Below are 20,328 nucleotides of genomic sequence, written 5' to 3'. Positions count from 1 at the left end.
AGGAACTCAAAACCGCTCCAGCTTCCCTCGCACCTTCGCCAAAAACGCCGCCCTTGTCGCCGGCGTCGAGGAATCCATCAAATAGTGCGCCAGGAAGAACGTCCGGCAGCGTGTGGCGCACAGCGCCCGCATGCCGCGCAGCAGCGTTTTGCGCCCTGGCTGGCCGACGACGACGCTCCACCAGGTCGGCGCGCCGCAGGTGGTGATGACACCGACCCTGGTCACATGCGTCATCAGCGACTTGATACGCCCCTTGCCCGCCGGCAGCTTGAAAGCGACGTCCGTTGCCCACACCCGGTCGAGCCAGCCCTTCAGCATCGCCGGCAGCCCGTACCACCACGTCGGATAGACGAACAGGATCGCTTCGGCCCAGTTGAGCAGCTCGAAATGCGGCTTCAGCGCCGGGTCCTGCGGCGCCTGGTCGTTGTAGGAGCGCCGCTCGTCGCAAGTCATCACCGGATCGAATTTTTCGGCGTAGAGGTCGAGCAGCCGCACCTCCCAGCCCCTCGCCTTCAGCACGTCCACGGCGGTGTCGCGTATGGCGGCGCAAAAGCTCTCGGGCACCGGATGGCAGTAGACCACCAGCGCCCGCATCAGAAAGCATCCATGCTGGCCGCGACCTTGGTTATGAAGGCCTTGCGCGTGCTGTCGGTCGACAGGTTCATCGCATAGTGCGCGAGATAGCTCACCGGCGCGCCCGGCTTTACGGTGGCGCGCAGCATGCGCTTGATCAGCCTACGCGGCGGATCTCCCATCAGCATGGCGCGGAATCGGCTGCCGCCATAGGTGGTCACCGCCGTAACCTTGCGAATGTTGTGCAGCGACGGCCGCGCCTTGCCATCAACCATCTTGAACGACACGCCGGGCAGAAAGACGCGGTCGAAGAAGCCCTTCAGGATCGCTGGAAAGCCGTAGTTCCAGACCGGGTAGGATAGCACCAGCGCATCGGCGCGCAGCAGGCGCTCGATGTAAGGTGCAACCGCATCGGCTGGGCCGCGCCGGTTGTGATAGTTCAGCCGTTCATCGCGCGTCATCCGCGGATCGAACTCTTCGGCATAGAGATCGCAGTCGTCGACCGTATGGCCCGCTGCCGTCAGGCGCTCGACGATCATGCGGTGCAGGCCGGCATTGAAGCTAGTCTCGACCGGATGGGCGTAGAGGACGAGGATGTTCATGGGACAACGTCCCAGACGTCAGTGCGAGGCACCCCCCTCTGCCCTGCCGGGCATCTCCCCCGCAAGGGGGGAGATCGGACTGCCGCATCGCTTTCGCCACCTGTCAACGCCGCAGAATGGTCGCGACTCAGAGGCTGCCAATCTCCCCCCTTGCGGGGGAGATGGCCGGCAGGCCAGAGGGGGGTGCTCAAGCGCAAACCTCTCCTCATCCCACCTTCTGCAGCCCCTTGAACAAAAAAGTCCGGCCCGACCGGTAGTCATAGTCCGGGTTCTCCCAGGCGATCATCTTGCCAGGATTGAGTAGGCCTTGCGGATCTGTCTCGCGCTTGAAGGCAAGCTGCACCGCATCCGTCTGCTTCATGCCGCCCTCTTCCAGCGTGTAGCGGTGCGGGTTGAAGATCGGGCAGCCATTCTCCTCATGCAACCGCACGATCTCGTCGAGCCGCGCTTCGGTGGTGAACTTGACCAGCGGCAAGCCGAAGCAGGTGATGTTGCCGTCCAGACGCACGAATTCCAGATGCGAGAACACCTCGCCCGGAAACATCGCGTCCATCTTCTCGACCAGCGCCAGCTGGTTGGGAAACGGATAGAGCGACTGCAGGTAGGTGATCGAAGGGTCGACGCGCAGCGCTCTCAGCGTGGTGTGGTTCCAGGCCAGTTCATAGGCCGGCGGCAGGCCCTTCTTTTCGTCCGGCGTTGCGGTTGCGGCATTGAAGATCACCTCGCCGCCAGCCCGGCGGGTGAAGGCCAGGAAGGCATCCAGCCCGTGCTGCGCCACCATGACGACGCAGATGCTCTGCCCATCGCTCAGGAATTTCTGGTGCCGCTTGAAATAGAGCTGCGGTACGGGCGCTGCTATCGGGGTGATCAGCTTGGTCAGGATACCGTCCTGGCAAGCCAGCGCATTTCCGTAGTGGGCGGCATCCATGAAAGCGTCGAAGCCGACGATGACGTCGATCCATTCGTAAGCCGCGGTTAGCGGCATCTCGACCTCGGTGATGATGCCGTTGGTGCCATAGGCATGGGTGACCTTGTGCAAATCCTCGCCGGTGAGTTCGAGCGCCTTCGGCTCGGCCTCCATCGTCACCACGCGCAGCCGAAGCACATTGCCGAAATCGCGCAGGCCGCCGAAATTGATCGAACCGACGCCGCCCGAACCGCCTGCAATGAAGCCGCCGATCGAGGCCGTGTTGTAGGTGGACGGCGACAGCCGCAGCTCCTGCCCGGAATGCGCCCGCGTCGCCCTGTCGATATCGGCAAGAATGGCCCCCGGCCCGGTCACGACGCGACCTGGCGAAATCGACTTGATCTCGTTCATTTCGGCGAGATTGAGCACGACGCCGCCGGAGAGCGGCATAGCCTGGCCGTAATTGCCAGTGCCACTGCCGCGCGGTGTCACCGGCACGCCATGCCGGTGACAGGCAGCGAGCACGCGGATGAGTTCCTTCTCGTTCTTCGGCGTCACGATCAAATCGCCGGTGACATGGTCGAGCTGCTGCTTCAGCACCGGGCTGTACCAGTAGAAGTCGCGGCTCTTCTGCTGGACGATGGCCGGATTGTCGTCGACCTTCAGCCCGTGAAGATCGCGTTTGAGCGCCGAAACATCCATCATTCCACCATCAGTTCGTCAAGTTCGGCATAGTCGGGCAATTGCCTGTCGATCGCCCTGCCGCCACGCACGACGATGCGATCCGATTCGGACCGCGACAGCAATTCCGTCCAGCTTCGGCCTTTGAACAGGATGAAGTCGGCATCGCCGCCGGCGGCCAGCATACCGAAGCCATCAAGCCGCATCACACTGGCCGGTGTCGCCGTGACCGTTTGCGGCCAGTCGGCGACCGGATGATCGAAATGCAGGATGCGCGTCGCCATGCGGTAGACCTCCAGCATGTCGAGATCGCCATAGGCATAGAACGGATCACGCGTGTTGTCGGAAGCGACAGCGACCGGAATGCCCCTCGCCTTCATTTCGTGCAGCAGAGTCACGCCACGCCAGCGCGGCGTGTTGCCGTCGCCGCGCCGGTCCTGCAGATAGAGATTGCACATCGGCAGCGACACGACCGCGAGCCCCGCTTTCGCCACCTTGTCCAGCGTGTCGAGCACGTCGAGGTCCGGCTGGCGCGCCAGCGAGCAACAATGGCCGACGAGTATGTTCCCTTCGAAACCGTTCCAAAGAGCGGCCTCGGCGATCTTCTTCAGCGATATGGCGGAAACATCGTCGGTCTCGTCGGCATGGAAATCGAGATCGAGGCCATGCTTGATGGCTTGCGCGAAGACATGGTCGAGCAGCTCTTCGAGATCCGGCACCATGTAGGTGACGACACCGAGCACGCCCTTGGCCGCGGCGACCCTTTTTGCCAGCCTGTCGAACCACTTCTTGTCGCGCACGCCCTCAATGCCAAGCAGGCAGGCACCCTGCAATTCGATGCGGCCGCGCCATGCCTCGCGCATCGTCTCGAACACCGGCCAGGAGATTTCCTCCTGCGGCGCAACGCTGTCGAGATGGGTGCGCAGCGCCCTGGTGCCATGCGCGTAGGCCGAGCGCAGCGAGAAATCCATCCGCCGCGCCACATCCTCGGTGCTCCAGCGGGCGACGCGGTCGGCCCCGGCGGCATTGAGCGCGCCCATGAAGGTGCCGTCGGGATTGGGTTTTCGCGGCCAGATATGGCCCTTGTCGATATGCGTGTGGCAGTCGACGAAGCATGGCAGCACGATGCGGCCGCCAAGATCGACGGCGTCGGCAGGCGCTTTCGATCGGCCATGCGCGGCAATGCTGGAGACCTTGCCGTCAGCGACGGCAATGTCGGCCAGCGCGAAACCGTCATTATCGTAAGTTGCAGTAAGGCCCGACGTCAGTGATTGATGAACACGGACGTTAGCGAGCTGATAAGAGCCGGAGGCTGGTATCAAGGCCTGCCCCCCTCTGTCCTGCCGGACATCTCCCCCTCAAGGGGGGAGATTGGCCGCTTCAGCCTCGCTGGCCATCCTTTGACGTCGGAGATTTGCGAAAACCTTAGAGACAGCCAATCTCCCCCCTTGAGGGGGAGATGGCCGGCAGGCCAGAGGGGGGCGCTTCGCGCGAACATTTCCGTCACCCTAGCGCTCCTGCTTCAGCGCACTCTCGTGCCAGCGCCGCAAAATGAGATGCGATATCAGCGACAGCACGAGGAAGATCAAAATGCCGGTGAGCGAGATCAAAAACAGCGCCGCGAACAGCCGCGGTGCGTTGAGCCGGTAGCCGGCCTCGATGATGCGCGAGGCAAGGCCGGACGACTGGCCGGTGGTGCCGGCCACGAACTCGGCCACCACGGCGCCGATCAGCGACAGGCCGCCGGCGATCTTCAGCCCGCCGAGGAAATACGGCATCGCCGCCGGCAACCTGAGATAGCGCAATTGCTGCCAGCGCGTCGCGCCATTGAGCTTGAACATATCGCGCAGATTGCGGTCGACGGAGTTGAGCCCGAGCGTGGTGTTGGACAGGATCGGAAAGAAGGCGACGATCCAGGCGCAGAGCAGAAGCTTCGTCGTCTGGTCGTTCACATAGATATTGATCAACGGAAAGATCGCCACGATCGGCGTTACCTGCAGCACGATGGCGAACGGGAAGAACGACATCTCGACCCATTTCGACTGCGCGAACAGCACCGCCAGCCCGACCCCGCCAACAACGGCAAGGAGCAGGCTGAGGAAGGTGATGCGCAAGGTGACCAGCAGCGAGGAGAACAGCAGGCCGGCATCGTTGTAAAGCGTCGACAGCACCACGCCGGGACGCGGCAGGATGTATTGCGGGATCTCGTTCCAGACGCAGATGCGATCCCACAGCCAGATCGCCAGGATCATGATCGCCAGCGGCAGCACCCAGCGGCCGATCCGCTCGAACCGTTCCTGGCGCACGCGCCGTGCTTCCTCGGGGTCGAGTTCGAGCGCCCGCTCGTCAATGGCCGTCATGATGCGCGTCCGCTGTTGAATTGATGGCCTTGACCAGCACATCGGAGGCCTGACGGCACAGTGCCGCATAATCGGGCGAGGTGCGAAACGCCTCGTCGCGCGGATAGGAGGCCTCGATGGCGAGTTCGTCGAACACCCTGCCCGGCCGCGCTGCCATGACGACGACGCGGTTGGAGAGGAACACGCTTTCAAAGACGCTGTGGGTGACGAAGACGACTGTGAAACGCTCGTCCTGCCACAGTTCCAAGAGATCGTTGTTGAGCTTGAAGCGGGTGATCTCGTCGAGTGCCGCGAATGGCTCGTCCATCAGCAGCACACGCGGTTTCGTCACCATCGCCCGAGCGATCGAAACCCGCATCTTCATTCCACCGGACAGTTCGCGTGGCACCGCGTCCTCGAAGCCGGTCAGGTGCACCCGCGCCAGCATTTCCGTTATCGCCGGTGTCGCCTTGGCGCGCGAAATGCCCTTCAGCCGCAGGGGCAGCCAGACATTGTCGAAAACATTGGCCCACGGCAGCAGCGTTGGCTCCTGGAAGACGAAGCCGATGTTCGAGCGGTCAAGCGAGCCGCCGCCGCGCCAGTCGAGCACGCCGGAGGTCGGCGTCGACAGCCCGGCGATGAGCCGCAGCGCCGTCGACTTGCCGCAACCGGACGGCCCGAGCAGGCTGAGGAAATCGCCTTCCCGGATCGTCAGGTCGACGTCGCTCAGCGCCGTCACACCGTTGGAGAAGACCTTGCCGACGCCGCGCAACGCCAGAAGCGTCGGGGCAGTACCCGACGCAGCCGGCGCTGGCGCCACTTTTTCCCTTATCATGCGGGACCGGCCTATTTCTTCAGCTCAAGCCCAACGCCCTTGTTGACGAAGGTCAGCGTGTAGGCCTTCTTGATGTCGATGCCGGCTGGCGTCACCTTGGCCTTGACCATCTTGTCGTAGAAGCTTTGGATGCGCGCGTCTGTCATGGCGCCGATGCCGAGCTTTTCGGTGTCACCGGAATCAGCCAGCCCGAACTTCTTCATCTGCTCGATCGAGAACGCGATCTGCTCGTCGCTCATGTCGGGATTGTCTTTCTTGATCATCTCATTGGCGGCCTTGTTGTCGCCGTAGAGATATTTGTACCAGCCCTTGGCCGAGCCATCGACGAAGCACTGAACCACCTCCGGCTTCTTGTCGATCGTGTCCTGCATCACCTCGATCGTCGTCGAATAGGTGTCCCAGCCATAATCGGCGAGCAGGAACTGGTTCGGCACGAAGCCGCCCTCCTTCTTGACCGCGAACGGCTCGGAGGTGACGTAGCCCTGCTGGATCGACTTCTTGTTGGCGAGGAAGGGAGCGGTGTTGTAGGTGTAGGGCGCGCGCTTCGCGGCATCAAAGCCGAGTTCGATGACCATCCACTGGAAGACGGTCTGCACGCCCTCGTCGCCCAATATGTACTGGTCGGCGTTCTTCAGGTCCTCCCATTTGTCGAGCCCCTCGCCTGGGTGGGACATGATCACCTGCGGGTCCTTCTGGAAATCCGCCGCCACCACGCGCATCGGAATGCCTTGCTGGACGGCATCGAAGGCCGACAGCAGATTGCCGCCCATGTAGAAATCGATCTTGCCGGCAAGCAGCATCGGCCGGCCGCTGACCTGCGGGCCGCCCTGCATGATGGTGACGTCGAGGCCGCAAGCGGCGTAGGTTCCGTCCGCGACGGACTGGTAATATCCGCCATGTTCCGGCTCGGCCAACCAGTTGGTGCCGAAGGTGACTTTTTCATTCGCCGCGGCGCCCAGCGTACTGGCCGCAAGCAGGGCCACCACCGCCACCGAGATCTTCTGTTTTCCGTACATCGACACCACCCTCTGTTTGCTCCGGCACGCCACGCGCCAGGCTCGACACCAAAGATTCAAGAAGCAAGACACATGCCACCAGCGCCTTGCGCCGGGACCGCCCGCCTGGACGACATTGCAACACCAAGGACGAACGGGTCATGCTGTACGGAAGGCATCGTGCCTATTTTTTGAACGCCTGTCCACAATCGCACCGGGAACATGCACCGCCATCTTGAAGGTGCAACGGGACAGGCCTTAGGCTACGGGAAAGCCGGAGATTGCCATGTTCAAATTCCTCACCCCGAAGTCGATCAAGCCACCCTTTGCCCGCTACAGCCACGGCGTCGAGGTGCCGCCCGGTAAACGGCTGGTGCTGTGCTCGGGCCAGGTCGCCATCACCGCGGACGACCAGATTCCCGAAGACGCCGACGCACAGGCCGAACTCTGCTTCCGCAACATCGCAGCGGTGCTTGGCGAAGCGGGGCTCGGTCTCAGGGATATCGTCCGCATCAACACCTACGTCACCGACCGCGCGCATCTGCGGCCCTATATGGATGTCCGCGACCGGCTGTTTTCGAGTCCCGCGCCGGCCTCGACGCTGATGATCGTCTCCGGTTTCGCTCGGCCCGAATTCAAGGTCGAGATCGAGGCTATCGCGGCTGGGTGATCGACAGGCAGCCCGTCCCGCGCTAGGTCTGGCCGTTCATCGAAGAGGCATGACATGACCGTAGCAAAAAGACGTGTGTGGTGGGGCGACTACCGGACCACCGAATACGCATCGATCGATCCGGAGGCGACGGTCGCCGTGCTGCCCCTGGCGGCGATCGAGCAGCATGGTCCGCATCTGCCGGTTTCGACCGACACCACGATCATGAACGGCATGCTCGACACGGTGATTTCCCGCCTGCCCGACGATCTCGACATCCGCATCCTGCCGGTCCAGGCAGTGGGCAAGTCGAACGAGCATCTGCACGCACCTGGCACCCTCACACTGCCGGCAACGACGCTGATCGAAGCCTGGACCGAGCTTGGCCTGTCGATCGCGCGCGCCGGCGTGCGCAAGCTGATCGTCGTCAACTCGCATGGCGGCAATGAGGAGATCATGGGCATCATCACGCGCGAACTGCGCGTGCGCGAAAACATGCTTGCCGTGAAAACCAGCTGGCAGCGTTTCGGCCGGCCTGCCGGCATGTACACCGAACTCGAGGACCGCCACGGCATCCATGGCGGCGATGTCGAGACCTCGCTGATGCTGCATTTCCGGCCCGACCTGGTCGACATGGGCAAGGCCGACAATTTCGTTTCCAACGTCGCCAAGGCCGAAAAGGAATTCTCGCTGCTGCGCCACACCGGCACCCACGCCTTTGCCTGGATCGCCAGCGACCTGAACCCGAACGGCGTGGTCGGCGATGCCAGCATCGCGACGGCGGAGAAGGGCCGGCTGACAGCCGAGTATCAGGCCGACGGGTTCATCAGCCTGCTCAGGGATGTGCGCAAGGCGAAGCTTGCCGACTGGTTGAAGTAGCTACGCATCGATCTTCAGCGCGAAAGGCGTGCCTTCGAAGGCATCCGCACCGCGCCCGATCGATTCGATCGCTTCCACCATGCGGCCGTTGCGATCAAGCAACGCGTCGGCCACGGCGATCAATCGCGGATTGGGCGTCGCCGAGGGCGACAGCACCCGCAACGTTCGCGCCAGTTCGGCCTCGTCACGCTTCGGCGCCAATGCGGCGGCGATGATGTAGGCCGAAGCCGTCGAGCGGCTGATGCCGGCATAGCAATGCACGACCATCGGCCTTGCCCGGTCCCACCGACGCGCGAAATCGAGCAGGTTGCGGACATGCTCCTCGCCCGGCATGGTCATGCCGTCCTGCGCCACCGCGATGTCGTGCATGACCAGATGCAGGTGATTTTGCCGAGCGATGGAGGCCGGCCGGACCACCTCCGTGCCCGCGGCGAGCAGCGACAGCATACGGTCCGCGCCGGTTCTGGCCACCGTTTCCTCGATCTTTGCCAGCGAGCAGACATGGATCATCGTTTTGAACCCTTCGATTGATCCTCGCGCCGCGACGCCCATTCGGCAAGGGCGGATTCGAGCCGCTCCCACTCCAGCTCACTCCCCGGTAGGCCGGCGCGCAGGACACCGGGTCGGCCGGCAAAATGGCGAAGCAGGATGCCGCGCTCGCCAAGCGTGGAAAACAGATCGGCGGCATTGGGCAAGCTGATGTAGCGGAACAGCGTGGTGCCACCCACGACGGGAATACCGAAGCGGCCGAACAGCGCGTCGAGCCGCGCCGATTCACCAGCCAGCGCCGTCCGCATTGCGTCCTGCCAGCCGATGTCGGCAAGCGCGCGGATGCCGTATTCCAGCGCCGGGCCGGCGACGGCCCATGGTCCGAACTGCGTTTCCAACCGCTCGACCGTCGCAGCATCGGAAAGTGCAAACCCAAGCCGAACGCCGGCCAGACCGAAGAACTTGCCGAATGAGCGCAGCACGACGATGCCGCCCTGGCCGACATCGCCCGCAAGGCTGTGCTGACGCGGCCCGACATCCATGAACGCCTCGTCGACGACCAGCAGCCCGCCCTTGGCACGCAATCCGGCGGCCAGCGCCAGCAACCGGTCGCGCTCGATGATGCGCCCATCCGGATTGTTGGGGTTGACGATGATGGCAAGGTCGGCATCCGCCAACGCCTCGAAATTATCGACCTCCGCCACCGCGTGCCCGGCGATCGCGGCAGCGCGGGCATGTTCGGCATAGGTCGGACCCAGCACAAGCGCCTTGCCGGGGCTAATCAGCGAGGCGACGCGCGGCAACAGGATCTGCGTGCCCGGTGCCGCCACGACGTTGGCTGGTGAAGGCGCGCCGTAGGTACTGACCGCGATCTCTGTCAGGTCGCGCGTGCGCGCGGCTTCCGGCAATCGCGACAGCGAGGTGGCGGGCAGGTCGAAAAGCGGGTAGGAGTGCGGATTGATACCGGTCGAGAGGTCGACGAAAGGCTGCAGGGCGTTGGGGAAAAGCGCCCTCGCCCGGCCAAGACTTCCACCATGGTCCACCACCGCCCCATCAAGAAGCTTCATGTCAGTTCTGATCGCTTTCCTGTCATTGGCCGTCGAATTCGCCCTCGGTTACCCCGATTGGCTGTTTCGCGCCATCGGCCATCCGGTGACGTGGTTCGGCAGGCTGATATCCTTTCTCGACCGCAGGCTCAACCACGCCGCTGATCCCGACGCGCTGCGTCGCAAGCGTGGTGTCCAGGCGCTGCTGGTGATCGTGCTGGTGCCGGCGGCGATCGGCCTCGGCGTGCAGATCCTGTTCTGGTTCGTTCCCATGGGCCTGATCGTCACGGCCCTTCTGGCAACATCGCTTCTGTCGCAGAAGAGCCTCTACGAACACGTCGAGGCCGTCGCTGACGCGCTCGACACCGGCGGTCTCGCTTTGGGCCGGGTGGCCGTCTCGCGAATCGTCGGCCGTGACCCCGAAACGCTGGACAGGGCCGGTGTCAGCCGCGCGGCGATCGAGAGCCTGGCCGAGAACTTTTCCGACGGCATCGTTGCCCCCGCCTTCTGGATCGGCGTTGGCGGGCTGGCCGGCGGTGCTGCCTACAAGGCCGCCAACACCGCCGATTCGATGATCGGCCACCGCACCCCGCGCCACGAGGCGTTCGGCTGGGCGGCGGCGCGCTTCGACGATTGGATCAACCTGCCGGCGTCGCGGCTGACAGCGCTGCTGATCGTGCTGGCTGCATTCCTCGTCAAAGGCGCCGATCCCCGCAATGCCTGGCAAGCGGTATGGCGCGACGCGAAAAAACACCGCTCTCCCAATGCCGGCTGGCCGGAAGCGGCGATGGCCGGTGCGCTCGGCCTGGCGCTCGCCGGGCCGCGCAGCTACGGCGGCGTGCTGGTCGACGACGTCTTCATGGGCGAAGGCGGCCGCCGCGAAGCCGACAGCGTCGACATAAGGCGAGCGCTGAAACTCTATCGCGTCGCAGATTACCTGCTGATCGCGCTGTTTGGGCTGGTCGCCGCGATCATCATTCTGGCGTGACCTCACCGCCTCGTGAGTTCTCTCCCGAAGGGAGGAAGGGAGCCGAGCCGCAACAGGTTCGCGCCTTTCCTCTCCCCCGTCGATCGGGGAGTGGGGGTCGACCAGCTCGGCAGTCGCGTTTTCGCGTCCGCCGGGTCGCGCCTGCCAGTCTGCGGCCGCGCGTTCGATAATCGCCGTCCCCCAATCCGTCGCTGCTTCGCAGCGCCACCTTTCCCCCCTCCGGAGGGAAAGGAAGGGAGCCCCGCTGGGAGCGTTGGCGACCAGACTTGAACGGCCTACCCACAGAAGGGGACAACAGATATCAGAACTCTATCCCCTGCTGGGCCTTCACGCCCGCGGAAAAATGGTGCTTGGTGACGCCCATTTCGGTGACGAGGTCGGCGGCCTCGACCAGCGCCGGCTTGGCGTTGCGGCCGGTGACGACGACATGCAGGCCCTCGCGCCGTGCTTTGAGCGCCGCAACCACTTTGTCGAGATCGAGATAATCGTAGCGCAGCGCGATGTTCAGTTCGTCGAGCACCAGCAGGCTGATCGACGGATCGGCCATCAGTTCTAGCACTTTGGCCCATGCGGCTTCGGCGGCCGCGATGTCGCGCTTCAGATCCTGTGTTTCCCAGGTGAACCCCTCGCCCATGGCGTGCCAGACGACGCGCTCGCCGAAGGCAGCGAAGGCGTCCTTCTCACCGGTGTGCCACTTACCCTTGATGAACTGGACGACGCCGACGCGCTTGCCATAGCCGAGCATCCGCAGCGCCAGGCCGAAGGCAGCAGTGGTCTTGCCCTTGCCCGGGCCGGTGTTGACGATCAGCAGCCCCTTCTCGACCGTCTTGCTCGCCACCTCGGCATCCTGCACCGCCTTGCGCTTGGCCATCTTGGCGCGGTGGCGCTCTTGGTCCTTATTGTCGATGTCGGTCATGTCATTTCACCTTGAGCGGCAGTCCCGCCACCATCAGCAGCACCGTATCGGCGACGGCAGCGACCTGCTGGTTGAGCCGGCCGGCGGCATCGCGAAAGCGGCGCGCCAATGCGTTGTCCGGCACGATACCCTGGCCGACTTCATTGGACACCACGAACCAGGACCCGCGCGGCCGCGACAGCACGTCCGCCAATCGCCGGCATTCCAGATCGAAATCGTGTTCGGCCAGCATATGGTTGGTCAGCCACAATGTCAGGCAATCGACAAGCACCGGCTGATCGTCCGGCAAAGCCTCGAGCGCGCCAGTCAGATCGAGCGGAGCGTCGATCGTCAGCCAGCCCTCGCCGCGCCGCGACTGGTGCAGCGCTATGCGCTCACGCATCTCGTCGTCGTAGGCTTGCGCCGTGGCGATATAGGCCCAGGGCGGCGGCAAGGCCGTCGCCAAAATTTCGGCGTGCGCGCTCTTGCCGGAGCGCGCACCGCCGATGACGAAGGTCAGCTTGCTGCGATCAGGCAAAGCTGTCGCGCAGGCTGGCCGCGGTGCCGGTGAAGCGGCCACGAACCACGCCCACGACCGCGCCGAGCACCAGCCAGAACACCAGATTGGTCACCGTCACCGCCACCACGAACTGGTGATGCAAGCCTTCCGGAATCGCCGTCTCGTAACTGCCGGGCTGCGGCGCGCCGACAATATGCGGTGCGACGATCAAGGCCACGGCAAGGATCGCCAGCGGCAGCGACTTGCGGAAGGCGATCAGGCCGAGCCCGGCCGCGGTCGCCGTAGCCGTTGCCCACCACCAGATCTGGCGCTGCGTGAGATCGGCCGCCGGCATGGCCGGCAGTTCCGGCGGCAGGCCGAGGCCAGGCGCCAGCGTGAACACGGCAAAACCGGCCAGGCCCCAGAACACGCCCTGGCGCCAATTGCCGATGCCGCCGGCGAATTCGGAGACCGCGACCAGGATCAGCGCGAAGCCGATGCCGGTGACGATATTGGCAAGCACGCTGAAGGCGAAACGCTCGAAACCGTCTGCCGGCGCCCAACCCTCGTCCTTCGCTGGAGCCGTCGCTTCAGCCGGTGCTTGCGTGGCAGCGCTCATGGAGTTTGTTGCCGGCGCGGCCGAGCTCATCGCGTTGCCGCTGGTGGCATCGGCAGGCGCCGCTGGCGCGGCGGCATGGTCATGGCTGTGGCCGCCGCCGGCCTGTTCGTAGACTTCCGCCTTCAGAATCAGCGGCACGGTGGCATAGGCCTGCATGCAGGCGAGAACGACGCCGGCCACGAGCCCTGCGATCGCCGCGATGAACACGACGTTGCGAAACAGGTTCATGATGTCAGACCCTCGTCAGTGGCAGGGAAACGCCATCGAATGGCGGTAGTCGTGAGCCGCATTGTGGACCGCATCGATATGCGAGAAGCCGACAAAGCCCATCACGAAAATGCCGAGCAGCGCGGCGAGCGCGAGCTGCATGAAGCGCGACTGCGAGGAGACGGAGGCGCCGAGGGAGACGGAAGCGGCAGTCATATCTTGTCCTTTCGCCCTCCACCCGAGGGCATCGAAGTCAGTTTCCTGTCGCCGGCAGGTCTCCTGGCTCGCGGATCAGCGCCCTTCCCCACCTTCCCGAAGAAAAATCTTCAGTGGCATATGGAGAGGACTACCGCACACAGTTGCGGGGGCAGCCACGGCATTGGGCGAAACTCGCCCGAACCGCATTCCCTCTTGGCTCCAAAATGGAACCGACGACATCGGCGACTATAGGCAGAATCCTCGCCTCCGGCAAACCAAATTCCGCCGGCAACCATCGCGAATGCGTCGTACCAGCCGAGGCCGCCGCTGTCGCAATTGACAATTTTCCTGGCCGGGTGTCGGCTGACGCATCACAGGACGCATTGTGACCAGTATTGTGGCTCTACTCTACGTCAGCAGCCGGACGAGTTCAGCCTGTCTGCGCACACCAGTCTTCTCGAAGATGCTGGTGAGATGCGCCCTGACTGTTGTGGCTGCAATGCCAAGTCGGGCAGCGGCCGCGTTGCGTCCGTCGCCCTTTAAAATTTCCCAAGCGACTTCAGCCTCTGCCCTTGTCAGCCCAAACCGGCCTCGCAGGTACTCTTTTGTTTCGGCGGGCGTCAAGTCGAAGGTTGCCGTTATGGACGGCCCTATGAATATGGCGGCCACCGCCTCGGGCCGAAGCTGTGCGCGCAAGTCGCTGCCGTTCATTGGCAGGACATGGGCGAAGACCGGTGCACCCTCCGGTCCGGCAAGGCGGATGGCAAGACCAGTCTTGCCGAGCATCGTCTCGTTCCGGGCCGCAAGGCGAATCGCCTTGCCCAGTTCTCGCGCTGCTGAGGGTGCCTTGGCAGTCAGTATCCCGCCCGTGCCTTGCACGGCAGCGCCAACTTGCAGCATGCGCTCTGCGGACCGGTTCGCATGAAGAATTCTGCCATCGCTGTCGGTCAATACGACTCCGCAGCGGAGCGCATCGAATGCTGCTTCGATACGTGCGCGCTCAATAGCACAAGCGTCGAGCACATTGCTAATAGTGACCGCACGGCGGAGATGCGGAAGGAGAAGTATTCCGATTTCGATCTCTCGCTCGGTAACAATGCCGTGCCGCTGATGTCGCGAGACCACGATCTCAGAGAAATGTGATGGCGTGTACATCAGAAAAAGATGCATGACATCAACGATGCCGAGCGGTTTCAGGCAGTGCTGAACGTACGCAGAGTCCTCTAGATAACTGGGGGAGAGTTCGCGCGAAGCGATAAAGGGCGCATCGAGAGAAAGCCCCTTGGCGAACCATTCGTTCAGCCGCGCATGGATTTCGGGAATATGTTTCTGCCTCTCCTCAACCCCGAACTGTCCCCAGCCCAAGCTCTTGTCGATCAGGAGGCGATCACGGCGCAGATCGTTGAGAGAAAGGATGATCGACTCGCCGCACATCGCCGGCATGATCTGCGCCAGCGTTCGTTCCCACTGCGAGGGATCTAGCGCGCAATCATAGATAGACCCGATCAAATCCGAGAGGGTATGCGGCGACAGGTTGTAGCCTTGAGCCTGTCCGCCGGACTGCTTCTGGATCGCACCCCAAGGACTACCCATAACCGCCGCCTCGGCTCTTGAATTCGTGTGTGCGCCTGTGAGTTACACTGTCGCACAAGCGCATCCGCTTATGTAATTAGTGGACGCTTGGTTGCTGCCCTTGCCAATGTCTTGAACCGGAGACTGACGATATAGGACGAACGTCCGATGCGCCACCGGTCGCTGGGCTGTATCGTTAACGCCATCATGCGCTACAGCTCCCGTTTTGCATGATCAGCGGATGGCCCTATCATCTACTTTTGGAGGGAAAAATGCCGGACGACGACGATCGAGAACAACTACATCCTGTTTTGGTTGAGCAACAACGCGTGAGACTGAGCACGTTCTCTTCACGTTTTCTCCCGCCTGTACACATTATGATTCAGATAGAGCCATGCAAGCCAGCAGCCGAAGCACTAAATCGCACGCCACGTTTGAACCCGTGAGCGGCGGACGCACCTGGGTGCCGGATGCTGCTCGCGCCATTGAGGAGCAGTACGCACTGTTCACACTGGTCGAGCAGGCCATTGTAGATATCGTGCGGGCCGCAGCTCCAGAGGCAATCGAGCAAGTCAAAGAGACCTTTGCGCACGGCGCAAAGGTCTCTGGAGCGCTCCTCGGTAGTCCGTCGGCTCTTTTTCATCCCTCTTTTTTTGTTTGGTACTCAGACTTCGCCAACGCAGTGAGAGATGACGACTGGGACCATTTTCTAAAGATTCTTGAGACGCTTCCATCAATACTTGAGCGGATCGAAAAAAGCATAGAGCGTTCCCGGAAAAATCATGCGCAGATCGGATTCCCAGTCGATCTACTACAGGAGCCTGACGACTCGCGAAGTGCTGCCAAGCGACTTGCGCAGAGTGCCGAAAATACGGTCGCGGCAGTCAACGAAAAGGCGGAACCTGTCAGGATCGTCGATGCTCCTTCCGCTCGTTTGATGGAGCAATTGTCGAAGAGCTATGCGCTGGTGAAGTCAGTCTGGCCTGAAATGGCAGACGAAATGGCGATCGCGACCAGGAGGATCGTATTTCTCGACACAAGCCAGATCATCGGGGCGAGTGACGGAGATTGCCTCGGAACTATATTTATAGGAATGAAGGAGACGCAGGTTGTCAGCAAGCTGGCAGAAGAAATTATACACGAGACGTCTCACAACGTCCTCAACACCCTGGCCTTGGCTTCACCAATAATCGAGAACGACGCAAGCGAACGCCACTTCAGTCCGCTGCGCGTGGATTTGCGGCCGGTATTTGGAATAGTCCACCAAGTTTTTGTATTGAGCAGGCTAGTTGAATTTTATCGGCGACTGAAGAAAAAAGAACCACGATTCGAGGTTCAGTTTGGCGATGTATTGACGAGATTCACAGGTGGGGTCGACGTCGTTGAACAGTACGCGCGAGCCGCCCCCGCTGGCGGACCGCTGTTGCGCTCATTCACACAGTACCGTGCTCAGGTGGTGATGGAGGCATGTCATGTCTGAACCCTCAAACGATAGGTCAGCTGGCCTTCCGGGCCGACAGCTTCAGCTTCGTCCAGACATGATCCTCTTTCCTGACCAGGAGGGCAGGATGCTCCTTTATACCGAAGGGGCGGAAACGATCGCCCTATCAAGCGATGATCTCGATTTGAAGTCTGCATTGCCGGCACTCCTTCGTGGGACGAGCCTTCTGGAGTTGCAACGAATGTCGCCTCATGGTGTCTCTCGCGAAGCAGCTGCCGAAGCGGCGAGTGAGCTGATCAGTCTGCTGGAGAAAGCAGGGGTCCTCCAGCGAGAGGTCGACACATCCGGTTTCCCCGAGGATGAACTCCGACACTTTAGCAGCGTGATCGCATATTTTGGACGCTACGAAAGCCGTGAAAGCGACCGCATCGATTACTTCCGGAAACTTCGCGCTGCACGCATACTACAGGTCGGACTTGGAGGTCTTGGTTCGTCTGCATTGATGTATCTGGTAGGATGCGGGGTGGGACATGTTCTCGGCGTCGACCCCGACGTATTGGAAACCGGAAACGTCGCACGCCAGGTATTCTATTCCCGTCAGGACGTAGGCCGCAGTAAGGTTGATGCAGCCGCAGACGCCGTGACGCGTCTATCGCCCTACACCCGTTTCATAGGAATTCAGGAAGGCATAGCCTCAGCGGATGATCTTCTTCGGATAATCCATGAATACGGTCCCTTTGACCTAATCCTGCAAACAGCTGATGCCCCAATTTGGGACCTGACTAAATGGATAGCGACAGCAGCCAGGACTTCCAACATCCCGTCGCTTCACTCCAGTTATTTGGGCGTCGGTCCGTTGCATCTTCCCTATCGAACAGCGTGCCCTGCATGCATGTTGCCAAAAGTGGAGGCGCAGTTAGAGAATCATGAGGAGATTCTGAATTTTGAAAGAGGGTTGGTATCCGGTGGAATCCCCCGAGCAGTCCTGGCGACTTCCCTTGGACACTATGGAGTGCACCTAGCTCAGGAAACGGTGACATTCCTGACTGGAAGTTCAAAAGCGCATACAATCGGCGGACTCAAGCGAATTTTCATAAATGGAGAACCCTCTACGTGGATCGAACCGATCGATCGTGACCCTCGGTGCTCAATTTGCGGAGCCGCCAAGGAGAGAGCTGCGTAAATGCTAGCGTACCGCAGGAGGCGCAAGCGACGTCTGCCGTGCGGCCGCTTTCCAAATCCCGTTTCTGCCGCATGATTAGGCGCCGCGCCCGAAACCGGCAACGCCGCCGCCTGATTGACAAACGATTGGCCGGGGTGTCGGCTGGCATCACTGGAGGAAGCCAGCCATGCAGCCGACTGCCAGCGAGCGCGATCCCTACAACGGCCTGACCCGGGCCGAACCGACGCTGCCGTCATCGGCCTATTGGGGCACGGAAGCCTATCAAAGGGATCTCGACGCCATCTGGTATCGAAGCTGGCTGCTCATTTGCCGCGAGAGCGACCTTGCCCAACCCCTGGCTTTCCGCCGATTCCGCATCGGCACGCAGGACATCGTCGTGCTGCGCGACGAGACCGGCGAGCTGCGCGCCTTTCACAACACCTGCCGCCATCGCGGCTCGCAGCTTTGCCGGGAAAGCGAGGGCCGGCTGAAGGCGCGGCTGATCACCTGCCCCTACCACGCCTGGTCCTACTCGTTGCGTGGCGATCTCGTGCGTGTGCCATCGAAATCGCTGCCTGAAAATTTCGACAAGGCCGACCATCCGCTTTACCGCGTAGCACTCTCGGTGTGGCGCGGCTTCGTTTTCGTCAACCTCGCCGAGGATGCGTCCGGTTCGGCGCAGGCATCCTTCGATCCCGCCTCCGGCGATCTCGGCAATTGGCCGCTGGAGACGCTGGTAAGCGGCCATGTGCTGCGCAAGGTGATGAACTGCAACTGGAAGATCTTTTGGGAAAACTTCAACGAATGCCTGCATTGCCCGGGCGTCCACAAAGACCTGTCGCGGCTGGTGCCGATCTACGGCCGTGGCCTGATGGGACGGCACGACGACCCCGAATGGACCCACCACGCCGACAATGATGCGCCCGAATTTTCCGGCGGCCTGCGGGCCGGTGCCGAGACATGGTCGCGCGACGGCCGGGCGCATGGGCCGGTCTTTTCAGGCCTGACACCTGCCGAGCGTACCGCCGGTCAGACCTACGCCACCAGCCTGCCGTCGATGTTCATCGTCGGCCATGTCGATTATATAAGAACGGTGCGGCTGGCGCCGCTCGGCCCCGAACAGACCGAGCTTGTCGCCGAATGGCTGTTTGCGCCCGAGGCGCTCGCCGCGACCGACATCGACAACATCGTCGCCTTCGGCACCCAGGTGCTGGAGGAGGATGCTGATATTTGCGAGGTGAACCAGAGAGGCCTGCGCTCGATGCGCCACGCGGCCGGCGTGCTGATGCCCGAGGAATACGACCTGCACCGCTTCCACAACTGGGTGCGCGAGCGGCATGCAGCGACCGTCTAGTCGGCCTTCAGAATTCGCTCCGGCGAGGCATATGGAGTGGTTTTCGAGAACCGGCGCGCAGCGGACTTTTGGGTCCGCGAGCACCGGAAGCGGAGAAAATCGCGACAGATGTCCGCCGGAGTAGAATTATCAAGGCCGACTAAAGTGATTTCGGCAGATAGCGCCAGGTCACAAAACCGCAAACCGCCGCCAGCAGGCCGAGCGTGACGAACACCGAGCCCAGGCCGAAGAAGGCCAGCACCACGGAATAGACCAGCGGCGGCGTCAGTTCGGAAAAGTCGAGATAGGTGCGGTAGACCGCCGCCATCTGCGATCTTTCATAGGAGCGCACCGAGCGCATGAAGGCGGTCGAGCCGAGTGCGTCGAGCGCAATGGTGAAGAAGGCGCCGCAGAGCAGGAAGGCGCCGGTGAGCAGCGGCACGGCCTCACCGACGAAGCCTGCCGCCAGAAGCGCGGCCGACATGGCGAAATAGGCAAAGGTCATGGTCCTGCGGCCGCCGAAGCGCTTTCCTGCCTTGCCCCAGAAGATAGCCATAAACAGCAGCGCATTGCCGGCCGAAACCAGCAGGCCGCCGGCCAGCTTGCCCTCGCCGGTGATCACCATGAACAGCGGCCCATAGACGAAGAACGTCGTCCAGAAGCAGGAGCGGCCGAAAGCGATCAGCCAGGCCAGCCTAAGCCTGGGCTGCGCGATGAAGCGGCCGATATTGGCGAGCGGATTGACCGGCCGCGTCTTGCCCGGACGGATCGAGGGGTTGTCGCCGAGCCGGTAGGTCCAGAACAGCGCCAGCAGGGCAAACGCAAAAACAGCCACCGCGCCATGCGCGGCATAGATGCCGAAGCGCGTGTAGAGGAAGATGCCGAGCGTCGGCCCGCCGGTCCACGCCAGCATCGACCACGCCATGCGCAGCGATTCGGCCTGCATGAAATCGGTCTTGCGGATGTGGTCCATGATGTAGAGGTTGAGCGTAATCGACAGCGCGCTGGCGCCCATCACCCGGCACAGCATGCCGGCCAGTTGCCCGGCAAGCGTGTGCGTGACGAAGAACAGCGAGCCGATGGCCAGCAGGCAGGCGCCCGCTGTGTAGACCCAGCGCCGGGCAAAGCGGCGGATCAGCATCGGCATGAACAGCGTCACCGACAGGCCGAGCATCGCCACGACGGTATAGAGGATCGAAACGATCTGCTCGTTGCGCAGGATCTCGTAAGCCTGGATCGGGATGACGCTCGATACCGTGGCGCGGGCGAAGGATTCGACCGCATAGAGCGAAGCGAAGGTGCGCGCGTCCGCGGCCTTGAGGGCCGGTAGCCAGATCGGATGACGCACATGGGTGGACATTGCTTCCCCAAAGCAGAATCTTCGGACTAAATCTGCCGTGGCGACCCCAGCGCCAATAA

The 20,328-nt window shown here is 62.4% G+C and carries 21 protein-coding genes and 1 riboswitch; of the genes, 6 read left to right on the top strand and 15 right to left on the bottom strand.

The annotated features are described in order from the left end of the window. Positions 1 to 6: 6 nt before the first annotated feature. The 7 genes from ACSQ3L_RS16870 to ACSQ3L_RS16840 form a co-directional block, all read right to left on the bottom strand. Positions 7 to 594 carry an NAD(P)H-dependent oxidoreductase gene (locus ACSQ3L_RS16870; protein WP_436160985.1) on the bottom strand — a complete coding sequence of 196 codons (588 nt, stop codon included), beginning with the start codon at positions 592 to 594 and terminating at the stop codon, positions 7 to 9. Further along, positions 594 to 1,175 carry an NAD(P)H-dependent oxidoreductase gene (locus tag ACSQ3L_RS16865; RefSeq protein ID WP_436160984.1) on the bottom strand — a complete coding sequence of 194 codons (582 nt, stop codon included), beginning with the start codon at positions 1,173 to 1,175 and terminating at the stop codon, positions 594 to 596. The genes ACSQ3L_RS16870 and ACSQ3L_RS16865 overlap by 1 nt, the downstream gene beginning before the upstream one ends. 205 nt (positions 1,176 to 1,380) lie before the next feature. Further along, positions 1,381 to 2,784: an FAD-binding oxidoreductase gene (locus ACSQ3L_RS16860; RefSeq protein WP_436163464.1), complete on the bottom strand. Its 1,404-nt coding sequence runs from the start codon at positions 2,782 to 2,784 to the stop codon at positions 1,381 to 1,383. After that, positions 2,784 to 4,085: a cytosine deaminase gene (locus ACSQ3L_RS16855; protein ID WP_436160983.1), complete on the bottom strand. Its 1,302-nt coding sequence runs from the start codon at positions 4,083 to 4,085 to the stop codon at positions 2,784 to 2,786. The genes ACSQ3L_RS16860 and ACSQ3L_RS16855 overlap by 1 nt, the downstream gene beginning before the upstream one ends. Before the next feature lie 186 nt (positions 4,086 to 4,271). Then, positions 4,272 to 5,123: an ABC transporter permease gene (locus tag ACSQ3L_RS16850; RefSeq protein WP_436160982.1), complete on the bottom strand. Its 852-nt coding sequence runs from the start codon at positions 5,121 to 5,123 to the stop codon at positions 4,272 to 4,274. Then, complete coding sequence (locus ACSQ3L_RS16845) at positions 5,110 to 5,937, bottom strand: ABC transporter ATP-binding protein (RefSeq protein ID WP_436160981.1); 828 nt, start codon at positions 5,935 to 5,937, stop codon at positions 5,110 to 5,112. The genes ACSQ3L_RS16850 and ACSQ3L_RS16845 overlap by 14 nt, the downstream gene beginning before the upstream one ends. A gap of 11 nt (positions 5,938 to 5,948) precedes the next feature. Beyond that, positions 5,949 to 6,953, bottom strand: a complete 1,005-nt coding sequence (locus ACSQ3L_RS16840) for an ABC transporter substrate-binding protein (protein WP_436160980.1) — start codon at positions 6,951 to 6,953, stop codon at positions 5,949 to 5,951. 265 nt (positions 6,954 to 7,218) lie between these two features. On the opposite strand from ACSQ3L_RS16840, the gene ACSQ3L_RS16835 reads away from it, so the two are divergent. Next, complete coding sequence (locus ACSQ3L_RS16835; protein ID WP_436160979.1) at positions 7,219 to 7,602, top strand: RidA family protein; 384 nt, start codon at positions 7,219 to 7,221, stop codon at positions 7,600 to 7,602. A gap of 54 nt (positions 7,603 to 7,656) precedes the next feature. Then, complete coding sequence (locus ACSQ3L_RS16830; protein ID WP_436160978.1) at positions 7,657 to 8,460, top strand: creatininase family protein; 804 nt, start codon at positions 7,657 to 7,659, stop codon at positions 8,458 to 8,460. Here the strand turns inward: ACSQ3L_RS16830 and ACSQ3L_RS16825 are convergent, their stop codons facing one another. Both ACSQ3L_RS16825 and cobD read right to left on the bottom strand, forming a co-directional pair. Then, positions 8,461 to 8,970: a tyrosine phosphatase family protein gene (locus ACSQ3L_RS16825; RefSeq protein WP_436160977.1), complete on the bottom strand. Its 510-nt coding sequence runs from the start codon at positions 8,968 to 8,970 to the stop codon at positions 8,461 to 8,463. Beyond that, positions 8,967 to 10,016, bottom strand: coding sequence for a threonine-phosphate decarboxylase CobD (gene cobD / locus ACSQ3L_RS16820; protein WP_436160976.1), 1,050 nt, complete (start codon positions 10,014 to 10,016; stop codon positions 8,967 to 8,969). Before cobD ends, ACSQ3L_RS16825 begins: the two co-directional genes overlap by 4 nt. Here cobD and cbiB point away from each other — a divergent pair. Next, entirely contained in the window at positions 10,015 to 10,983 is a 969-nt protein-coding gene (cbiB, locus tag ACSQ3L_RS16815) for an adenosylcobinamide-phosphate synthase CbiB (RefSeq protein WP_436160975.1), read from the top strand. The two genes, cobD and cbiB, sit on opposite strands and share 2 nt — an antisense overlap. 301 nt (positions 10,984 to 11,284) lie before the next feature. Here cbiB and cobO read toward each other — a convergent pair whose 3' ends face one another. From cobO to ACSQ3L_RS16790, 5 genes are all read right to left on the bottom strand, one after another. Next, complete coding sequence (gene cobO, locus ACSQ3L_RS16810; RefSeq protein ID WP_436160974.1) at positions 11,285 to 11,899, bottom strand: cob(I)yrinic acid a,c-diamide adenosyltransferase; 615 nt, start codon at positions 11,897 to 11,899, stop codon at positions 11,285 to 11,287. Position 11,900: 1 nt separating this feature from the next. Further along, the gene (gene cobU, locus ACSQ3L_RS16805; protein WP_436160973.1) at positions 11,901 to 12,416 is read right to left on the bottom strand and encodes a bifunctional adenosylcobinamide kinase/adenosylcobinamide-phosphate guanylyltransferase; all 516 of its coding nucleotides are present in this window, start codon (positions 12,414 to 12,416) and stop codon (positions 11,901 to 11,903) included. Continuing rightward, positions 12,409 to 13,224, bottom strand: a complete 816-nt coding sequence (locus tag ACSQ3L_RS16800; protein ID WP_436160972.1) for a CbtA family protein — start codon at positions 13,222 to 13,224, stop codon at positions 12,409 to 12,411. The genes cobU and ACSQ3L_RS16800 overlap by 8 nt, the downstream gene beginning before the upstream one ends. 15 nt (positions 13,225 to 13,239) lie before the next feature. After that, positions 13,240 to 13,419 (bottom strand): CbtB domain-containing protein, encoded by a 180-nt coding sequence (locus tag ACSQ3L_RS16795; RefSeq protein WP_436160971.1) that lies wholly within the window; start codon positions 13,417 to 13,419, stop codon positions 13,240 to 13,242. Positions 13,420 to 13,455: 36 nt separating this feature from the next. Next, positions 13,456 to 13,651: riboswitch (cobalamin riboswitch) on the bottom strand. Positions 13,652 to 13,809: 158 nt separating this feature from the next. Then, on the bottom strand, positions 13,810 to 14,994 hold the full coding sequence (locus tag ACSQ3L_RS16790; protein ID WP_436160970.1) for a helix-turn-helix transcriptional regulator: 1,185 nt from the start codon (positions 14,992 to 14,994) through the stop codon (positions 13,810 to 13,812). Between the two features lie 373 nt (positions 14,995 to 15,367). Between ACSQ3L_RS16790 and ACSQ3L_RS16785 the strand changes: the two genes are divergently transcribed. The 3 genes from ACSQ3L_RS16785 to ACSQ3L_RS16775 all read left to right on the top strand — a co-directional run bounded on the left by ACSQ3L_RS16785 (position 15,368) and on the right by ACSQ3L_RS16775 (position 18,930). Next, a complete protein-coding gene (locus tag ACSQ3L_RS16785; protein WP_436160969.1) occupies positions 15,368 to 16,453 on the top strand; it encodes an aKG-HExxH-type peptide beta-hydroxylase in 1,086 nt (361 codons plus the stop codon). Between the two features lie 88 nt (positions 16,454 to 16,541). Further along, positions 16,542 to 17,597, top strand: coding sequence for a HesA/MoeB/ThiF family protein (locus ACSQ3L_RS16780; RefSeq protein ID WP_436160968.1), 1,056 nt, complete (start codon positions 16,542 to 16,544; stop codon positions 17,595 to 17,597). Between the two features lie 166 nt (positions 17,598 to 17,763). Further along, positions 17,764 to 18,930: an aromatic ring-hydroxylating oxygenase subunit alpha gene (locus tag ACSQ3L_RS16775; protein ID WP_436160967.1), complete on the top strand. Its 1,167-nt coding sequence runs from the start codon at positions 17,764 to 17,766 to the stop codon at positions 18,928 to 18,930. Between the two features lie 139 nt (positions 18,931 to 19,069). On the opposite strand, the gene ACSQ3L_RS16770 is transcribed toward ACSQ3L_RS16775, so the two are convergent. Further along, positions 19,070 to 20,269: an MFS transporter gene (locus tag ACSQ3L_RS16770; protein ID WP_436160966.1), complete on the bottom strand. Its 1,200-nt coding sequence runs from the start codon at positions 20,267 to 20,269 to the stop codon at positions 19,070 to 19,072. Between the last annotated feature and the right edge of the window lie 59 nt (positions 20,270 to 20,328).

This window comes from Mesorhizobium sp. LjRoot246 (genome assembly GCF_964254115.1).
GTDB lineage: Bacteria > Pseudomonadota > Alphaproteobacteria > Rhizobiales > Rhizobiaceae > Mesorhizobium.
Note: the sequence above shows the minus strand (reverse complement) of the source record. Positions and strands in the feature narration are given on the sequence as shown.